The following is a 17,502-nucleotide window of genomic DNA, read 5'->3' as shown; positions in this document are numbered from 1 at the left end:
AGGACACCGCCCTTTCACGGCGGTAACAGGGGTTCGAATCCCCTTGGGGACGCCACTTATTAAAAGTGTTGTGTTATTAAAAGCTCGTCTGAATCGAGTTTAACTATTCAGTTGTCCTAGTGACACATTTTGTGTCCCCATCGTCTAGAGGCCTAGGACACCGCCCTTTCACGGCGGTAACAGGGGTTCGAATCCCCTTGGGGACGCCACTTACTATAAGTGTTGTGTTATTAAAAGCTCGCCTGAATCGAGTCTAACTATTCAGTTGTCCTAGTGACACATTTTGTGTCCCCATCGTCTAGAGGCCTAGGACACCGCCCTTTCACGGCGGTAACAGGGGTTCGAATCCCCTTGGGGACGCCACTTATTAAAAGTGTTGTGTTATTAAAAGCTCGTCTGAATCGAGTTTAACTATTCAGTTGTCCTAGTGACACAGAAACTTTCTGTTTAAGCTAAGGCCATTCGCCTCGCAGGCTCGGTCTCATCTTACGCAGAAATAGCAAATCAATGATTTGCAAACCAATTTCTGCGTCCCCATCGTCTAGAGGCCTAGGACACCGCCCTTTCACGGCGGTAACAGGGGTTCGAATCCCCTTGGGGACGCCACTTACTATAAGTGTTGTGTTATTAAAAGCTCGTCTGAATCGAGTTTAACTATTCAGTTGTCCTAGTGACACAGAAACTTTCTGTTTAAGCTAAGGCCATTCGCCTCGCAGGCTCGGTCTCATCTTACGCAGAAATAGCAAATCAATGATTTGCAAACCAATTTCTGCGTCCCCATCGTCTAGAGGCCTAGGACACCGCCCTTTCACGGCGGTAACAGGGGTTCGAATCCCCTTGGGGACGCCACTTATTCAAGTAGGTTATGTGTAGTGGGACGGTGAACACCGCGCAATCTATGCACGACGTTATCAAGAGTACGAATCTCTTGGGGGCGCAACTTACGTTAATTAAGTAAGTTAACGAGTTATCAAGATTATATTTTTTAATCTCATTTCAAGTAGAAAAAATCCTTTTCAAATAAATACTCTTTATTCTCCATATAACTTTACGATATAGACTACATATATTTCTAAAACTTTAATTCCTATTGATCACTTTTACTGATCATTTTAATACTTTATAGTATTTAGCAACTCATCAGCTAACCATAAGGAAATTAAAATGTTAGCTAAACGTGTTGTACTCATACTAATTTCTTTAGTCATTACAGCTTGCTCTGACTCAAATGAGGGAGTGGCGCTGGGTACGCTTGAACGTGAGCGTGTGATCCATCCTGCAACGACTAACGAAATTCTGATAGAACTACCCGTTTCAGCAGGCCAGTTGGTCGAAAAAGGGCAGGTGATTGCAAAGTTTGATGCCGAACTTCAGCAAGCGATTGTCGCCAAAGCACAAGCACAACTAGCTCAAGCCACTGCATTTCTTGAAAAAACTTTGAATGGTGCTCGTCCCGAAGAAGTTGCTGCCGCATCAGCCAAAGTAGCAGCAGCCAATGCTGCATATACACAAAGCGAAGCTAATTTTCGCCGTGCAAAAACCTTAGTTAAAGATAAACTTGCAAGCCAAGAAACCTTAGACAGTGCAACCGCTGCACGAGATGAGACTTTTGCTAATTTAGAATCAGCAAAGCAGCACTTAAATGAGCTAACAAATGGTTCTCGCGTTGAAGATATTAATAGTGCAAAAGCGCAAGTTCAGGCGGCAGAAGCAGAACTAAAAGTACAGCAAAAATACCTCTCAGATCTGACAATTAAAGCGATGCGTGCTGGCAGAGTCGATAATTTACCTTGGCACGTAGGTGAGCGAGTTACCAAAGGCAGCCCAGTCGTTATTATTCAAGCAAATAGCGCACCTTACGCACGCGTTTATATCCCTGAACCATATCGTGCCAAGCTCAATCAGGGCATGACACTTACGGTTCGCGTCGATGGTATAGATAAAAATATTCAGGGCGAACTGACCTGGATCGCGACAGAGCCGGCGTTCACGCCTTTTTATGCCCTAAATCAAGAAGAACGCGCGCGATTAATGTATCTTGCTGAGGTAACACTACCCGCAAGTGAAAATAACTTACCGACAGGCGTACCTGCTCAAGTGGTTATGCCATGACTGAGTCGGTGATCCAGGCCAAAGGTTTGATAAAACAATTTGGCGATTTAAAAGCGATTGATAACCTTGATCTAGACATTGAACAAGGGCAAATTTATGGCTTTTTAGGCCCAAATGGCTGTGGTAAAACGACTGCAATCCGTATGCTTACCGGGTTATTGAAGCCAACTTCTGGTGATATCAATGTGCTTGGCTTGAGTCTGCCAAAAGATGCTGAAAAGCTCAGAACACAACTTGGTTATATGACGCAAAAGTTTTCACTTTATAGCGACTTGACCGTGCTTGAAAACCTCAAATTCATGGCTGCGCTTTACCCTTTAAAAAAACAGCAAAAACAACAAAGAATAGACGAACTACTTCACACCTACGGCCTTGATCAAAGAGCAAGTCAAATGGCCGGAAGTATGAGTGGGGGCCAACGACAGCGCTTAGCATTGGCTGCTGCAGTGATTAATAAACCAAAAATTTTATTTCTTGATGAGCCAACATCGGCAGTCGATCCACAAAATCGCCGTGACTTTTGGGAAACACTGTTTGATTTAAGTAATGCTGGTACCACCATATTAGTTACCACTCACTACATGGATGAAGCTGAGCGTTGCCATCGTTTAGCCATTTTAGAATCAGGTATTAAGCGCGCGGATGGCTCACCAAAGCAATTAATGACAGACATGCATGCTCATGTAGTAGAAATCGCAGGGGCGCAAACCAGAGAATTAAAAAAACAACTCGCAACAATCGACCATGTTATCTCGGCAACTCAGTTAGGTGCACAGCTGCGAGTATTAGTAAAAAAAGATGTTCAAGACCCCGTTGAGTTCATAAAACAGCAATCATTTTGTCAGGATATATGGCAAGTAAATAGCGTTCGCCCAAGCCTTGAAGACGTATTTGTAACCTGTACAGGGCAGGGTAGACAATGAAAATTATTACTTCATTAAGCCGGATAAAAGCAATTGTAAGCAAAGAATTATTACAATTACGCCGCGATAGAATGACCTTTGCGATGGTGGTGATGATCCCCCTTATCCAGCTGATTCTATTTGGTTACGCTATTAACACCAACGTGAAAGATATCCCTGTTGCCGTGGTCGATCATAGTAAAACCGCGCTCAGTCGCATTTTAGTACAAACAGTATCAGCCACAAATGTGGTTAAGGTGACAGATTATTACGACAGTATAGAGCAAGCACAAACAGCAATCGCCAGTGCGAAAGTCCGCGCCGTGTTCTTTATACCTCACGATGTGGCAAACCGACTTGCTCAGCACCCAACCGTTGGTTTTGGTTTACCTGATGGTAGTAATGAGTCGTTAGTCAGGCCAATTGCGCATTGGTTAGTTGATGGCTCAGATACAATGGTCGCGTCGAGCATAAAATCACTGCGCAATATGCCGCTTGCAGAGCTTCTCGATAAACCTGCGAATAGAACTTACCCAACCTTTGAGACAACCTTATTTTATAACCCAGAGCAGCGCTCAGCGGTTAATATTGTGCCAGGTTTAGCTGCTGTCATTTTAACCATGACGATGATTATGTTTACCTCTGCTGCCATAGTTAAAGAGCAAGAGCGAGGTAATATGGAGCTTTTAATCACCTTACCTTTAAGCTCACTTGAATTGATGATTGGTAAAGTAGTGCCTTATATCTTTATTGGTTTTATTCAGTTATTTATTATTTTAGGCATGGGCAAGGTCTTGTTTCATATTCCTTTTGGGGGTGGATTAGTTGCATTGGTTGTCGCAACCTTTGCTTTTATATGTGCCAGTTTAGTGCTTGGCTTAGTGCTTTCGACCATCGCTAAAAACCAGCTTCAAGCAATGCAAATGACAATTTTCATTCTTTTACCCTCGATTCTATTATCAGGTTTTGTATTTCCCTATGAAGGCATGCCAAAGGTTGCGCAGTGGCTTGCAGAATGCTTACCTGCAACGCACTATTTAAGGCTAATAAGAGGGATAGTGCTAAAAGAGGTTAACCTAATAAGCATGAGTAATGACTTAATTTGGCTTTCAGTCTTTACTATTTTGGGTTTAGCTGTGGCTGCATTTAGGTTTAAGAAAACCCTTGATTAAGCTAGGCAACTTACTGCATATGTGCTTAACTAAAGGGTAATTTCACTCTTTTTAAGTAGATGTTAGCGTGTGGCGAGTATTTTGGATGGCGATGCTAATAGTGACGTTTGATAGCTATTCAGCAACGATAAACCTAGCCCATACCATGAAACATGAACACTTTAACCAATTGCTTAGTGAGTTCGCAGAGCAAAGTGGTTTAACTGTTAATTCCGTCTTGGTTGACCAAAAAGAACTAAAAGTAAGGTTGGTACAAAATGCCAGTACCAGCACATCAACAGATGTAATTATTGTACCCGCTGATCATTTAGGCCTTGATAAATATGCCAACTATAGCGTTATCCCAGACTCACTCATAGCTGACACCACAGACAAGCGAACCTTAGAAACTGCAAAGCTAAACAATAAGCTCTTAGGTATACCCATCATTCAAGGCAATCACCTGTTACTTTTTTATAATAAGCAGTTTGTTAAAGAGCCAATAGAAAACTGGCAGGATATATATAGTTTCCAATCATCCTTGCCTGAAGAGGTTAAACTTGTTACATGGAGTTTTATGGAAATGTACTGGTTTATTCCGTTTTTATCGGCTTTTAATGGTGACCTAATTATAGATAATCAGGTTCAGTTAAACACCCCAGCAATGCAATCTGCTCTCAAATTTGTTTGGGATTTAAATAAACAAAACCTGGTTGATAGACAGTGCGATTACACTTGCTCAAATAATGCATTTAAAGCGCAGCAAGCCGCCTTCACCATTGATGGTGCATGGGCATTAAAAACGTATGAACAGACGCTTGGTGATAATTTAGGGATGCAACAGTTACCTAAACTCAATGGTGAGTATATGCAGCCTTATTACTCTACCTTTGTACTGGCGTTTCCAAACGATGGCTTAAACGGGGCAAATAAAGAAAGCTTATTTAAATTTGCTAAATTGGTTCAAGCAGAAAAATTCCAAACACTGGTTTGGCAAAAGCTTCAAGATATTCCAATTAACATTGAGGTTTTAAATAACCTAAAAGCACAACAAGGCACAGAGTTATCAACCTTAACTGATGCCATACAATTCACAAAACCTATGCCCTCTACCGCATCTATGATCATCGTGTGGGAGGTTTTGAATAAAGGCTTTATTCGTTATGGTAGTGGTGCCTTAACAGCTGAGCAAGCGGGGCTTTTTATGCAAGGGTTGGCAGAGCGCTCGATTGCCAATGAAGGGAATGAATGAGTAGTCCACGCTTTAGTCGCGCTTTGTTTATCAGTGTTTTACTACTGGTCATTATTCCCTTATTTATTCTTGCAGGTTTGATGATAGGGCGTTTCTATTTAAGCTCGATTGATCAAGCCAACACCAGTTTACAGTGGCAAGCTAGAAATAATGCGGCCAGCCTCGAGCAGCTACTATTCAAACTAGAGAAAAACAGTCAATTGCTTAGTAGCACTAAGGCGATTACTGAACTGCCCAATAAAGTGGTGTACTCACAGTTTGCGCTTGTGCTGCTAAAAGAGTTTGTTGCCCAAAATCCACAGATAAAAGCCTCGATAATAATTGATAATCAAGGGTTTATTGTTGAAGGTTATCCGATTAGCTCTTTAAATTTGAATTACAAACTCACAAAAAGTATTCTCGACAGCGCTCAAGCATCAACAGAGCAAAACACAATTCAAATTATCGATAATCCACAAGTCACTGAGCTACTCGCACCTCTACAGGCAACACAAAATGCCTTACTGGCTATTACATCTACCTTGCTACATGAGCAAGATTCTCTCAGTGAGCCAATAATTAAAACGGGCGTATTAGTATCTTTTGTGCCTTTATCAGAGGCGTTAAAGTGGCTTGCTATACATAATGAGCAACCGGTTTATCAAGCGGGTAAGCAAGTACAAATTTCAGCACAAGAAAACATTTTATATAGTGTGGGTGATGCTGGCGATTACGGCAAATTAATGGAGCAGGCCTCAATCAGTAATGTTTATTATAAAGGTAAGCTAACCAGTTTACAGTTCCAAATAAATGAAGCAAAAACTGCTTACACCAGCGCTGTAAAGCAAACGGCCATATTAGCAGGGTTGTTAATTGTAGGACTCTCTATCATTTCATTTTTCTTAGTGCGTTGGTTGACGGCACGACTCCATAACCCGCTAAATCGTATTACTGCTCTTAGCCGTGAATATGCATTAGGTAATTACAAACAAGATACAGACGATTTTCATTATCAAGAGTTTAAAGATATTGCAGATTCGCTCAGCAGCATGGCTGATACCATTGATATACAAATTACTTCGTTGCAATTAGAAAAGCTTCGAGCTGAGCGTTCTGAGCAAGTTAAAAGCCAATTTTTAGCCAATATGAGCCATGAAATACGCACTCCGATGAATGGTATTGTGGGCTTTTTGCAGCTACTCAACAAAAGCACGCTAACACAAGAGCAAGCAGAGTTTGTAAGGCAAATAAATAACTGTAGTGATGTGTTATTAACCGTGATTAACGATATTCTCGACTTTTCAAAAATAGAGGCCAATAAAATAGAGCTCGAGTCGCGACAATGTGATTTAGTCGCGCTTTGCCATGACCTTATCTTACTATTTAAACCGAGTTGTGATGCCAAAGGGGTTGGCTGCCGGCTCGAGGTCTCCTCATTACAATCGCTGAATGTAGAATGTGATGAAATACGCGTCAAACAAGTGCTGATTAACTTGCTCTCTAACGCCGTTAAGTTTACCAATCAAGGGGAGATCGTTCTTTCGCTTACTCTGCAAAGCCGAGATGAACACCAAACAGCCGTTGTGTTATCGGTAAAAGATACAGGTATAGGTATCGCTGAAGATAAAATAACGGCCCTGTTTAATCCCTTTGTACAAGCGCAAAGTAGTACCACTCGTGAATATGGAGGGACCGGTCTTGGGCTTGCCATTAGTAAAGGAATGATTGATTTAATGGGAGGCACTATTGCTATTGTTAGTGAACTTGGTAAAGGCACCGAGTTTAAGATTAATGTTAATTTTAAATCACTAAACCCACAGGACGCTAACGCAAAAGTACACCAACCTGATGAAGACACTCAGTTCGATTTTAAAGCGGTCAGCAAGCCAATATTAATTGCTGAAGATAACCCGATTAACCAAATTGTTATTACTAAGTATTTAACTCAATTAGGTCTAAATTATGAATTGGCCGAAAACGGTCAAATTGCTTGTGAAAAAACTCTAACGCAGGATTACGCACTGATTTTAATGGATATTCAAATGCCGGTGATGGATGGCTTAACTGCCAGCAAAAATTTACTTGCAAGGGCAGATTTTAATACGCCGATTATTGCCATCAGTGCCAATGCAATGAAAGACGACATCGAAACAAGCGCAAAAGTTGGTATTAGCGATCATATCGCAAAGCCAATTAATTTTGCTGAACTAGAAAAAGTACTCGCAAAGTGGCTATCTCAGCAATCGCTGAAATAGCCAGTATTTATATATCAAAAAGTGTTGTTATCTTTTTTCTGAATTAACTCAATCGCATAACCATCTGGGTCTTTAACAAATGCGATTTCAGTTGTGCCGCCTTTTACTGGACCCGGCTCTCGGCTCACATTACCGCCAGCAGCTTTAATGTCTTCGCAGGCTTTATAAATATCATCAAACTCGATAGCAATATGACCGTATGCATTACCCAAATCATAGCTGTCTGTATCCCAGTTATAAGTAAGCTCAAGCACAGTCGAATCTTTTTCGTCACCATAACCGACAAAAGCAAGGGTGTAGCGGTACTCTTCGTTGTCTGCACGGCGCAGCTCTTTCATACCTAATACCTGCGTATAAAATTCAATTGATTTATCTAAATCAGCAACGCGAAGCATTGTGTGTAATAAGCGCATTTTAAGCATCCTCTTTCTTGTCTTTAAATTCGTACAATTCTAATAGCGCAGTATGGCTGTGCATTAAAATTATTGAAAATGGATTATAAGATATTTCGATTGCTTGCACAGTAGCATTGAGACAAAGCATAAAGCGTTTGCTATGAAAAGGGTGATGTTATGCAGCAATGAATAGGGATTGCTGCATAACAATGAGGTATTTGCTGTATAAGCGAAAGCTTAGCTTTTCACTTTACCTTTAAGTACATAAATTTCGCCATCAAAGCTCCCTTGAATTGTCAGACCTTGTCCCGCCAACTCTTTAAGGTATTCGATATGCTCATTAGTGATATGTTGCCCCGGCACTAACAGTGGGATACCAGGAGGATAAGGCGTGACTAATCCGGCACAAATTCGGTTGTTACTTTTACTGATCGGCACAGACTCACGTTCGCCATAAAACGCATCACTAGGAATACAGGCTAAGTCTATAGCGGGTAGATTCTCTGGTAAGCGTGTTCGTCTCATTGAAGTGGCGAGTTTTACTTTACCGCTATCGAGTTTCTTCAGCGCATTGTAAAGGCGAATGATCTTCGAGCGCGTGCCGCCAAGAGTCAGTAAAACTAAAATGGTGCTGTGCGTATATTTTTCGATTTCAAGGCCAATTTCATCTAATAGAAACTTATGAATATCCTTTAATGAATAAGGTAACTCACTAATATCGATGAGGATCTTCAGTGGGTCGTGACCCATGTTATCGCCACTAAAGTGAGGGAATATATCCATGAAATCTTGCTTATCGAGCACTTTTATATGTTTGAGTGAAGCCATTTGCTGCTTAAACTCTGCAACGTGATTCAGCAGGGCATTTAGTAATTTATAACCTTCCATTTCTAATTGCTTTTGGCATACATCCAGCGAAGCAATGAGTTGATATTTTGGAGAAGTACTGGCGTAAATACTGTAGATCTCACGGAAGAAATCGGCATCGAAATCAGGGTCGTTAACATGAATATAAGACGCCTGAGAGAACGCTGAAACCACTTTATGTGCCGAATGGGTAACATAATCTGCGCCAGCATTAATAGCCGAATAGTGTCGTAAGCTCGGGTGGAAAAGCGAGTAAGCAAACCACGCTTCGTCGATAAACACTTTAATACCGTGCTGATGCGCAAATTCCACTACTTGTTTTAAATCGCTAAGCAGACCATCGTAGGTACAGCCAGTTAAAACCAGTAATTTAGCATCGCTATTTTGTTCAATCGCTTGCTTGATGTCAGCCAGTGAAGGGGGCGCGAAGATACCATATTTAGGGTTTAAAATACTCGATAAGTAAATAGGTAAACTAGCCGATTGCAAAATGCCATAATGTACTGATTTATGGCAGTTTCGGTCGATGATCACCTTATCGCCTTTACGCAGTAAAGTTTGCAAAATAATCTTATTTGAAGTCGATGAACCATTGGTAACAAAGTAGGTATGTTTTACTTCAAATGTCGCCGCAGCTGATTCTTGAGAGCGGCCTATGGTGTTGGTGCTGTCAGACAGTGAGCCAAGCGAGTCGACAGAAACCGATAGGTCGCCAACAAATACGTTACGGCCATAAAACTGATAAAAGTCTTTAATATACGGAGAATTTCTAAAGCTAGCACCGCCACTGTGACCAGGTGTGTGCCATGAATCGTTCGATTCACCCACATAACGACGGTAGGCGGTCCAAAATGGCGTTTCTGAACGATCATCAAAGTCATTGATCATATAGCCCAAAATAGCTTCAGGGTCTGAAATGACCTCATCTTTAAAAAAGAAAGATTCAATTTCTTCTGACTCGTTAACTATCTCCAAGCCTTTCGTATCGTCACCAATAACATAAACAGGCAGTTCTAGGCGTATGCCTTTTAATTGCTCGATAAAACGGCTATAGGTGCGCTCGCCATTGTTCAGTACATCCCAACTAAGTACCACAGCTTGAATATCGCCATCTTCCTCTACATATTTCAACGCCTGCTTGAGCTCTATGCACTCAATAATGTCGATATCAACATCACTTCGCTCAAAATTAGGGATTGTTTTTTCTAGGTTCGTTGAAAGCTCTTTTAAGGTGGCAGGATCTTGTTCAATTAACAAGATACGAAGTAAAGGTAACATAGCAACTCATATAAAAAATTCACATTACTCAACAGCATAACGAAAGGATGGAAGCTTGTGAAATGATTACGCTGATATTTTTTGTTCCGAAACTGATTATACTTTTTTCGTGTTAATCGCAGATAGTTGAAATTACATGTTCTTACTGTAAAAGTAATGCCTAAGTAAAAGGTTAATTGAGCACTCAGCGATAAAACCACTCAAGCCAGATACAGATAAAAATAAAGATAAACATGCTAGGGAGAATAAAACATGGCATATGTTGCCAATTTCAAAACTGTAGTCATCTCTACATTGTTTGCGTTTTGTACGAACGCAGTTAATGCAGATGAAGTCTCAGATTCAAACAATAAAAAGTCGATACCCGAAGCCACTAAATTTGTGACCCAGCATAAAGGCACTTTCAATGGCAAAAAGCTAAAATACAAAGCTGTAGCCGGTGAAACTTATTTATTAAACAAAAACGAAGAGCCAACTGCTGCTATCTTTTCGTTTGATTACCTAGCCGCAGACGACAACAAAAATAGACCCGTCACATTTATCTGGAATGGTGGTCCGGGCTCATCGTCTAATTGGCTACATATGGGCGCTTATGGTCCGAAACGAGTCGTGGTACCAAGCGATGCAACGGCTCCTGGATTGGCTCCTTACGAATTAAAAGATGCGCCTGAGACGATACTTGATGTGACTGATATGGTGTTTGTGGACCCTGTTGGTACAGGTTACTCGCGCGCTTTAGGTGACACTGAGAGCAAAGCATTTTGGGGCTTGAAAGAAGATGCATCTTCTATCGCTGATTTTATTGCCCAGTGGCTAACAAAAGAAAATCGCTGGAATGCACCCGTATTTTTATTGGGAGAGAGCTATGGGACAACTCGAGCAGCTGCTGTTTCTAAAGTACTTATGGATAAACACCTGATTAATGTAAATGGCATTATTTTTGTGTCGCAAGCTTTAGACTATCAAGGTTCAAGCCCTTATGTTGATGACAACATCATTTCTTACATCACCTACATACCCACACTTGCTGCAACTGCTTGGTATCATAAAAAAGTAGACACATCAGGAAATTTTGAAGCCTTTATAGATGCGAGCCGACAATTTGCAGTTGATGAATTACTACCAGCATTATTTAAGGGTAATGCCCTTAGTAAAGCTGACAGAACGCGAATTGTTGACGGTCTTCACCGTTATACAGGGCTAAGCAAACAATATATTGAGCAGGTTGATTTACGTATTAACGCCTTTAGATTCGCTAAAGAGTTATTGCGTGATGAGGGTGTCGCAGTAGGCTTGCTTGATGGACGCTATAAGCTTGATGAAAGAGACGATTTAACAGCGGCTCCTAAGCAAGATGCGTCTAAAGTGATAGGGCCTGCATATAAAGCGGCACTGATGAAATACATGCGTACAGATTTAAACGTACAGTGGAAAAGAAAATACTTAAACCCTGGCGACCCTGAGTTATCAGATAACTGGCGCTGGCGTACTGCTCCTGATGGACAAGGATGGGAGCCAAGATACGTCAATACCGCGCCAGATTTAAATTATGTGCTTCGCAGTAATCCGCAAATGAAAGTGATGGTTGCCTCAGGGTATTACGATATTGTCACGCCATTTTTTGATGCAGAATACACCTTAAACAGACACGGTATATACGCTGATAAAATTGACTATCACTATTATCACGGTGGTCACATGATGTATGTTCACGAACCAGCAAGAGTATCGTTGTTAAATGATACGCGAGAGTTTATTAAAAAGCAGGTGAGCCAAAACCAGCGATAATGGCTAGGATTATCGTGCCAAACCTTGTGTTTGGCACAATGCGCAAAGTGTGCTTATGGTATGCTATAAAAGGTTAAGAACTTTGCAGATATAGCGCCTTTCAAGGATTAACCATTGGTGCACATCGACCATATTTGTTGCTAAAGTTTGCCAATATCTGCCATAATCAAAGACTGTAAATATATAGGAATTAACTATGGCAACTTTAAATATCTCTATTCCAGATGAAATGCGCTCATGGATTGATGCCCAAGTTGAGTCAGGTCGATTCTCAAATGCAAGTGATTATATCCGCGATTTGATCCGCCATAATCAGAGTGAAAAAGATGCTATTAGAATGGCATTAGTAGAGGGTGAGCTAAGTGGTGAGAGTAAGTTAACGGTTTTAGATATTATATCCAAATCCAAAAACAAAACTTAAAGCGAATGGCTAAATATATTCTCTCTAACAAAGCTCAGTATGACTTGGAGCGTATTTTTCAGTACACCGAAATTGAATTCGGTGTTTCTCAAGCAGAAAACTATTTAATTGGAATTCATGAAACGCTAATGGCTTTGTCTACTGAGCCGAGCCTTGCTCAAGATGTTAGCGATATCAAGCCAGGATATTCTCGGTATATATTTAGAAAGCACTACATCTTTTTTAAAAAAAGAGCCAACGATATTTTCATTGTGAGAATTCTGCATCAACAAATGAAGGTTCAACTACACCTAACAAGCTAATGCAGGTCCGCAATAATACTTAATTACTCTGTCTTCTCTTTAAACTCACACAAATCTTCGATAATGCAACTGCCGCATTTAGGTTTACGAGCAGTACACACATAACGGCCGTGAAGAATCAACCAATGATGCACATCGACTTTAAATTCTTTAGGTACCACTTTTTCTAGTTTTTGTTCTACAGCAACTACATCTTTACCCATAGCAAACTTAGTGCGGTTAGAAACGCGGAAAATATGCGTGTCTACGGCAATAGTAGGCCAGCCAAAGGCACAGTTTAAAACAACATTCGCGGTCTTTCTGCCAACACCGGGTAATGCTTCGAGTGCTTCACGATTCTCGGGTACTTCTGAGTTATGTTTATTGACCAGAATTTCACACATTTTATAGACATTATTGGCTTTAGAATTAAACAAACCAATGGTCTTGATGTAATCGCGAAGGCCTTCAAGGCCTAAATCAAGAATCGCTTGAGACGTGTTAGCAACAGGGAATAGCTTACGGGTTGCTTTATTAACACCCACATCTGTAGCTTGTGCTGATAAGGTAACCGCAACTAATAATTCAAACGGGCTTGAATATTCAAGCTCTGTTTCTGGGTGCGGGTTTTGCTCACGAAGACGAGATAAGATCTCATAGCGTTTTTCTTTATTCATGGTGGCGTAAAGCACGCAGTGACGGTGCGTGCTCTCCTTTAAGTTAAACTTGTTACTCGGGCTCTTGGGCCTTTTTCTACTTCTGGAGTAACAACTTGCTTAGATTTTATTTGTGTATCAATGACATTTTTTGCAGCAATCAGTAAACCAAGTCCTAAAAAGGCACCCGGTGGTAAGATTGCTAATAAAAATTGGTTATCAAAACTGAATACTTCAATTCGAAGTGCTGCGGCCCATGGTCCTAATAATAAATCGGCGCCATCAAATAGCGTACCTTGACCAATAAGCTCTCGCATTGCCCCTAGCACCACTAAAACTAACATAAAGCCAAGCCCCATCATCAGGCCGTCAAAGGCTGAAAGTGGCACCGTATTTTTAGAAGCGAATGCTTCTGCGCGACCGATAATGGCACAGTTGGTAACAATCAGTGGAATAAAAATCCCTAATGATTGATAAAGCCCAAATGTATAGGCATTCATCATTAGCTGAACTATCGTTACAAAGCCTGCGATAATCATCACAAAAACAGGAATACGAATATCTTTAGGCACCCAGTTTCGCACAATCGATACGGTGACGTTAGAACCAACCAGTACTAATAACGTCGCTAAACCTAGGCCTAATGCATTGGTTATCGTAGAAGTAACAGCAAGTAGCGGGCATAAGCCTAATAACTGCACAAGGGCAGGGTTATTAGCCCACATACCATCTTTAAATAAGGTTTTAACTTGGCTCATTACTTGGCTCCTTGACAGATGTTTGGTGCAGCAAACAGATTATCAAATTCAGCTCGGGCAAACAGCACAGCTTGTTTAACCGAGCCGACAACAGCACGCGGTGTAATGGTTGCACCTGTAAATTGATCAAATTGGCCACCATCTTTTTTAACAGCCCAGCGGCTGTCATCTTCAGAAAGTACATTTTGCCCTTTAAAAAGGGTGATCCAGTCTGATTTTTTGACCTCAACTTTATCGCCAAGGCCCGGTGTTTCTTCGTGTTTAGTGACACGAACACCCGCTATTTCACCATTGGCAAAAACCGCCGTTAATAAGTTGATATCGCCGCTATAACCACTTGGGGTAACATGGCGCATCACTAAAGCATACGGTTTATTGTCTTTGTAGGCGCGGTAAATAACTTGATCTGGACGTGGCCCAAGGCGCTCATCGGTGATCACAACACAATCTTTGTAAAGTTGATTGTCGTAATGATGGGCATCAAGTACTTGTTGCAGCTGCTCTGCAAGTTGTTGCTTTTCTTGCTCTTCAATACGCTCAGCAGTCAGGCTATGAGTCAGGGCTACAGTGCCTGTGGTAATGAGCGCAAATGCGGTAAGAATAGCGCCATTTTTAGTCATTGAGGAAAGGATCATTATTTCACTCCATGGCCGTAAGTACGTGGTTGCGTATAGTAATCAATTAATGGCACTGCCATATTTAATAGCAATACACTAAATGCTACTGCATCAGGGTAACCACCAAAAGTACGAATTAAGTAAACAAGCAGACCAATTAACGCGCCGTAAATTAGACGGCCTCTATTTGTTGTTGATGCAGAAACCGGATCGGTAGCAATAAAAAATGCACCTAACATGGTCGCACCACTGAATAAGTGAAATACCACGCCTGGCTCTGTGCCCGGGGCTGCGATATAACCAATACCACTGCACACTGCTAATGAGGCTAAAAAGCTCACAGGGATATGCCAGTTAATGATTTTAGCTTTTAATAAATAAAGACCACCGACTAAAAAGCCGAGGTTAACCCAGCCCCAACCAAGGCCAAACCAGTCATTAAAAAGAGGCTTACTCATACTCTCAGCCACCGTTAGGTGATGGGCGACATCTGTTTTAACGGTATCAAGTGGTGTTGCCATGGTTGTGCCATCAATCGCTACACGTAACTGATCGACACTAAATCCAGCGCTGGTAAAACCATTGAAAATAACAGACAGCTGTTGTGAGAAGCTGATCGGAGATGCAAGTAAATCACTCACAGGTAACCAGCTGGTCATTTGCACCGGAAACGATACAAGTAGTAATACATAAGCTGCCATAGCAGGGTTAAATAAGTTAAAGCCAAGGCCGCCATAAAGCTGTTTTACAATAACAATTGCAAAGAGACAGCCAATTACGATGATCCACCAAGGCGCTAAAGGCGGAATACTCAACGCCAGTAATACGCCTGTTAACCACGCACTACCATCACTGAGTGTTGGCCAAACTTTGCGTTTACGAAGCATCAATACAGCGGCTTCACAGGCGCTAACTGTAATTAGCGCGAGAACAAGCTGAATTAAAACAGCGCTACCAAAAAAGAAAACTTGCGCGATTAAGCCTGGAATACACGCAGCAATCACTGTCATCATTAATCGGCTTAATGATTTATGGCTATGATTATGCGGCGAACTCGCCATGGTTAGTTTCATGACTTATCGTTTCCTTCTTGTTGTAACTTTTTCGCTTTAGCTCTTGCAATGGCACGAGCGACCGCTGCTTTTTTCTTATCTTCGCTAGACTCAGGTTCATCAACCTGCGGCTTTGAATCATCCGTATCGCTTGAGTCATCAAGTTGTTCTGATGATTCGTCACTCTGCGCTTGCTCTTTCGCGGCTTTTTTCGCTTTAGCGCGGGCAATAGCAGCGGCAACAGTAGCCTTTTTCTTATCTTCGCTAGATTCAGGGGCATCAGATTGCGGCTTTGAATCAGCCTCATCGCTTGAATCATCAAGTTGCTGTGATGAATCGTCACTGTTTGTTTGCTCTTTAGCGGCTTTTTTTGCTTTAGCGCGGGCAATGGCGGCAGCAACAGCAGCTTTCTTATCATCTACTGGTGCGCTATCTTCTTCAGCTTCAGTTTGATTTTCAGCAGCTTGCGCCGCTTTTTTCGCTTTGGCACGAGCGATTGCAGCTGCAACAGCGGCTTTTTTGTCATCGACAGGTGTTGCTTCTTCTTCAGCTTCAGTTTGATTTTTAGTAGCTTGTGCGGCTTTTTTCGCTTTGGCTCGAGCGATTGCAGCTGCAACAGCAGCTTTTTTGTCATCTTTTGGCGCAGCGTCAGTTTCAGCAGAAACGTTTTCTTCTGTAGCTTGCGCGGCTTTTTTTGCTTTAGCACGGGCAATAGCGGCAGCGACAGCTGATTTTTTATCATCTTTATCGACGCTTTCTTCACCTTGCTCTAGTGCTTTTTGCTCTTTGTATTTACGTGCTTGTTCTTTACGCGCTGCACGCTCTTTAGCTACTTCAGAGTTATCAGGCTCAAGCTCAGCACCTTGCTTTTTCGCTTTCGCACGGGCAATAGCTGCAGCGACAGCTGACTTACTGTCTTTATCATCAGATTTAGATTTAACTCGGGCGAGTGCATCGGCCACTTTTTGTTTTTCGCCATCTGACTTAGCAGCCGGCTTACGTTTATGGCGGTTTTGACGCTCTTCTTGTTCGCGCTCTAAGCGCTCTTTACGTGCTTCAAAACGTTCTTTTGCTCGCTCTGCTTTAATTTGCTCTGCTTGCTGCTCTTTTATTTCAGCTTTAGCAACGCGATAGTACTGCACCAAGGGGATTTCGCTTGGGCATACATAAGCACAGGCACCACATTCGATACAATCGAATAAATTGTGCTCGTTGAGTTTGTCGTATTCTTTAGACTTAGCAAACCATTGTAATTGCTGAGGTAATAATGAAGCAGGGCAGGCGTCAGCACAGGCACTACAACGAATACAGGCTTTTTCATCACCCGGCTCAGCAAGCTCTTGGTGATCTGGTGCTAAAATACAGTTTGTGGTTTTAACGACACCAATGCGCACGGTTGGTAAGGTAAAGCCCATCATTGGACCGCCCATAACCACACGTTGCTGTGGAACTGGCGAAAAGCCTTGGCAATCTAATAAATGTTTTATTTCGGTGCCTAGTAAAGCCCACACATTACCCTGTTTATGAATGGTGTTACCCGTTACTGTCACCACGCGTTCAATCAGAGGTTTACCTTCATTTACGGCTTGATTTACCGCAAACAAAGTACCGACATTTTGCACCAACATACCAATATCGGCAGGAATACTTCCACTTGGGACTTCTTTGCCCGTTAGCAGTTTAATTAGCTGTTTTTCACCGCCAGAAGGGTAAACCGTTGGCACTGTTTGCACTATGA

At 41.8% G+C, this 17,502-nt stretch carries 15 protein-coding genes and 4 tRNA genes; 12 read left to right on the top strand and 7 right to left on the bottom strand.

The annotated features are described in order from the left end of the window. Window positions 1–133: 133 nt before the first annotated feature. The 9 genes from L1264_RS19865 to L1264_RS19825 all read left to right on the top strand — a co-directional run bounded on the left by L1264_RS19865 (window position 134) and on the right by L1264_RS19825 (window position 7,651). A tRNA-Glu gene (locus L1264_RS19865) sits at window positions 134–209 on the top strand. A 78-nt stretch (window positions 210–287) separates the two neighbouring features. Further along, a tRNA-Glu gene (locus L1264_RS19860) sits at window positions 288–363 on the top strand. A 167-nt stretch (window positions 364–530) separates the two neighbouring features. Next, a tRNA-Glu gene (locus tag L1264_RS19855) sits at window positions 531–606 on the top strand. A 167-nt stretch (window positions 607–773) separates the two neighbouring features. Next, window positions 774–849: transfer RNA gene (locus L1264_RS19850), tRNA-Glu, on the top strand. A gap of 315 nt (window positions 850–1,164) precedes the next feature. Continuing rightward, complete coding sequence (locus L1264_RS19845; RefSeq protein WP_138558602.1) at window positions 1,165–2,112, top strand: HlyD family secretion protein; 948 nt, start codon at window positions 1,165–1,167, stop codon at window positions 2,110–2,112. Next, window positions 2,109–3,035: an ABC transporter ATP-binding protein gene (locus L1264_RS19840; RefSeq protein ID WP_138558601.1), complete on the top strand. Its 927-nt coding sequence runs from the start codon at window positions 2,109–2,111 to the stop codon at window positions 3,033–3,035. Before L1264_RS19845 ends, L1264_RS19840 begins: the two co-directional genes overlap by 4 nt. Window positions 3,036–3,037: 2 nt before the next feature. Then, window positions 3,038–4,186, top strand: coding sequence for an ABC transporter permease (locus L1264_RS19835; protein WP_199526233.1), 1,149 nt, complete (start codon window positions 3,038–3,040; stop codon window positions 4,184–4,186). 67 nt (window positions 4,187–4,253) lie between these two features. After that, the gene (locus L1264_RS19830) at window positions 4,254–5,417 is read left to right on the top strand and encodes a sugar ABC transporter substrate-binding protein (RefSeq protein WP_135925409.1); all 1,164 of its coding nucleotides are present in this window, start codon (window positions 4,254–4,256) and stop codon (window positions 5,415–5,417) included. Further along, window positions 5,414–7,651 carry a HAMP domain-containing hybrid sensor histidine kinase/response regulator gene (locus L1264_RS19825; RefSeq protein WP_235404463.1) on the top strand — a complete coding sequence of 746 codons (2,238 nt, stop codon included), beginning with the start codon at window positions 5,414–5,416 and terminating at the stop codon, window positions 7,649–7,651. The genes L1264_RS19830 and L1264_RS19825 overlap by 4 nt, the downstream gene beginning before the upstream one ends. 14 nt (window positions 7,652–7,665) lie before the next feature. Here the strand turns inward: L1264_RS19825 and gloA are convergent, their stop codons facing one another. Then, window positions 7,666–8,064 carry a lactoylglutathione lyase gene (gene gloA, locus L1264_RS19820; RefSeq protein WP_054553771.1) on the bottom strand — a complete coding sequence of 133 codons (399 nt, stop codon included), beginning with the start codon at window positions 8,062–8,064 and terminating at the stop codon, window positions 7,666–7,668. A 219-nt stretch (window positions 8,065–8,283) separates the two neighbouring features. Continuing rightward, window positions 8,284–10,191: an aminotransferase class V-fold PLP-dependent enzyme gene (locus L1264_RS19815; RefSeq protein ID WP_054553700.1), complete on the bottom strand. Its 1,908-nt coding sequence runs from the start codon at window positions 10,189–10,191 to the stop codon at window positions 8,284–8,286. A gap of 252 nt (window positions 10,192–10,443) precedes the next feature. Here L1264_RS19815 and L1264_RS19810 point away from each other — a divergent pair, with 252 nt between their 5' ends. The 3 genes from L1264_RS19810 (at window position 10,444) to L1264_RS19800 (ending at window position 12,702) form a co-directional block, all read left to right on the top strand. After that, window positions 10,444–11,979 (top strand): S10 family peptidase, encoded by a 1,536-nt coding sequence (locus L1264_RS19810; protein ID WP_199526220.1) that lies wholly within the window; start codon window positions 10,444–10,446, stop codon window positions 11,977–11,979. Window positions 11,980–12,175: 196 nt separating this feature from the next. Continuing rightward, the gene (locus tag L1264_RS19805; protein WP_199526221.1) at window positions 12,176–12,400 is read left to right on the top strand and encodes a type II toxin-antitoxin system ParD family antitoxin; all 225 of its coding nucleotides are present in this window, start codon (window positions 12,176–12,178) and stop codon (window positions 12,398–12,400) included. Between the two features lie 5 nt (window positions 12,401–12,405). Next, complete coding sequence (locus L1264_RS19800) at window positions 12,406–12,702, top strand: type II toxin-antitoxin system RelE/ParE family toxin (RefSeq protein WP_138602595.1); 297 nt, start codon at window positions 12,406–12,408, stop codon at window positions 12,700–12,702. Between the two features lie 23 nt (window positions 12,703–12,725). Here L1264_RS19800 and nth read toward each other — a convergent pair whose 3' ends face one another. The 5 genes from nth to rsxC all read right to left on the bottom strand — a co-directional run. Then, window positions 12,726–13,358 carry an endonuclease III gene (gene nth, locus L1264_RS19795; protein WP_235404461.1) on the bottom strand — a complete coding sequence of 211 codons (633 nt, stop codon included), beginning with the start codon at window positions 13,356–13,358 and terminating at the stop codon, window positions 12,726–12,728. 38 nt (window positions 13,359–13,396) lie between these two features. Beyond that, on the bottom strand, window positions 13,397–14,095 hold the full coding sequence (locus tag L1264_RS19790; RefSeq protein WP_105175132.1) for an electron transport complex subunit E: 699 nt from the start codon (window positions 14,093–14,095) through the stop codon (window positions 13,397–13,399). After that, the gene (gene rsxG, locus L1264_RS19785; protein ID WP_199526222.1) at window positions 14,095–14,730 is read right to left on the bottom strand and encodes an electron transport complex subunit RsxG; all 636 of its coding nucleotides are present in this window, start codon (window positions 14,728–14,730) and stop codon (window positions 14,095–14,097) included. Before rsxG ends, L1264_RS19790 begins: the two co-directional genes overlap by 1 nt. After that, window positions 14,730–15,785, bottom strand: a complete 1,056-nt coding sequence (gene rsxD / locus L1264_RS19780; RefSeq protein WP_199526223.1) for an electron transport complex subunit RsxD — start codon at window positions 15,783–15,785, stop codon at window positions 14,730–14,732. Before rsxD ends, rsxG begins: the two co-directional genes overlap by 1 nt. After that, on the bottom strand, window positions 15,782–17,502 hold a 1,721-nt coding region (rsxC, locus tag L1264_RS19775; protein ID WP_235404460.1), incomplete at its 5' end, for an electron transport complex subunit RsxC. The genes rsxC and rsxD, both read right to left, overlap by 4 nt.

The organism is Pseudoalteromonas sp. APAL1, from assembly GCF_021532475.1.
Lineage (GTDB): Bacteria > Pseudomonadota > Gammaproteobacteria > Enterobacterales > Alteromonadaceae > Pseudoalteromonas > Pseudoalteromonas lipolytica_C.
Note: the sequence above shows the minus strand (reverse complement) of the source record. Positions and strands in the feature narration are given on the sequence as shown.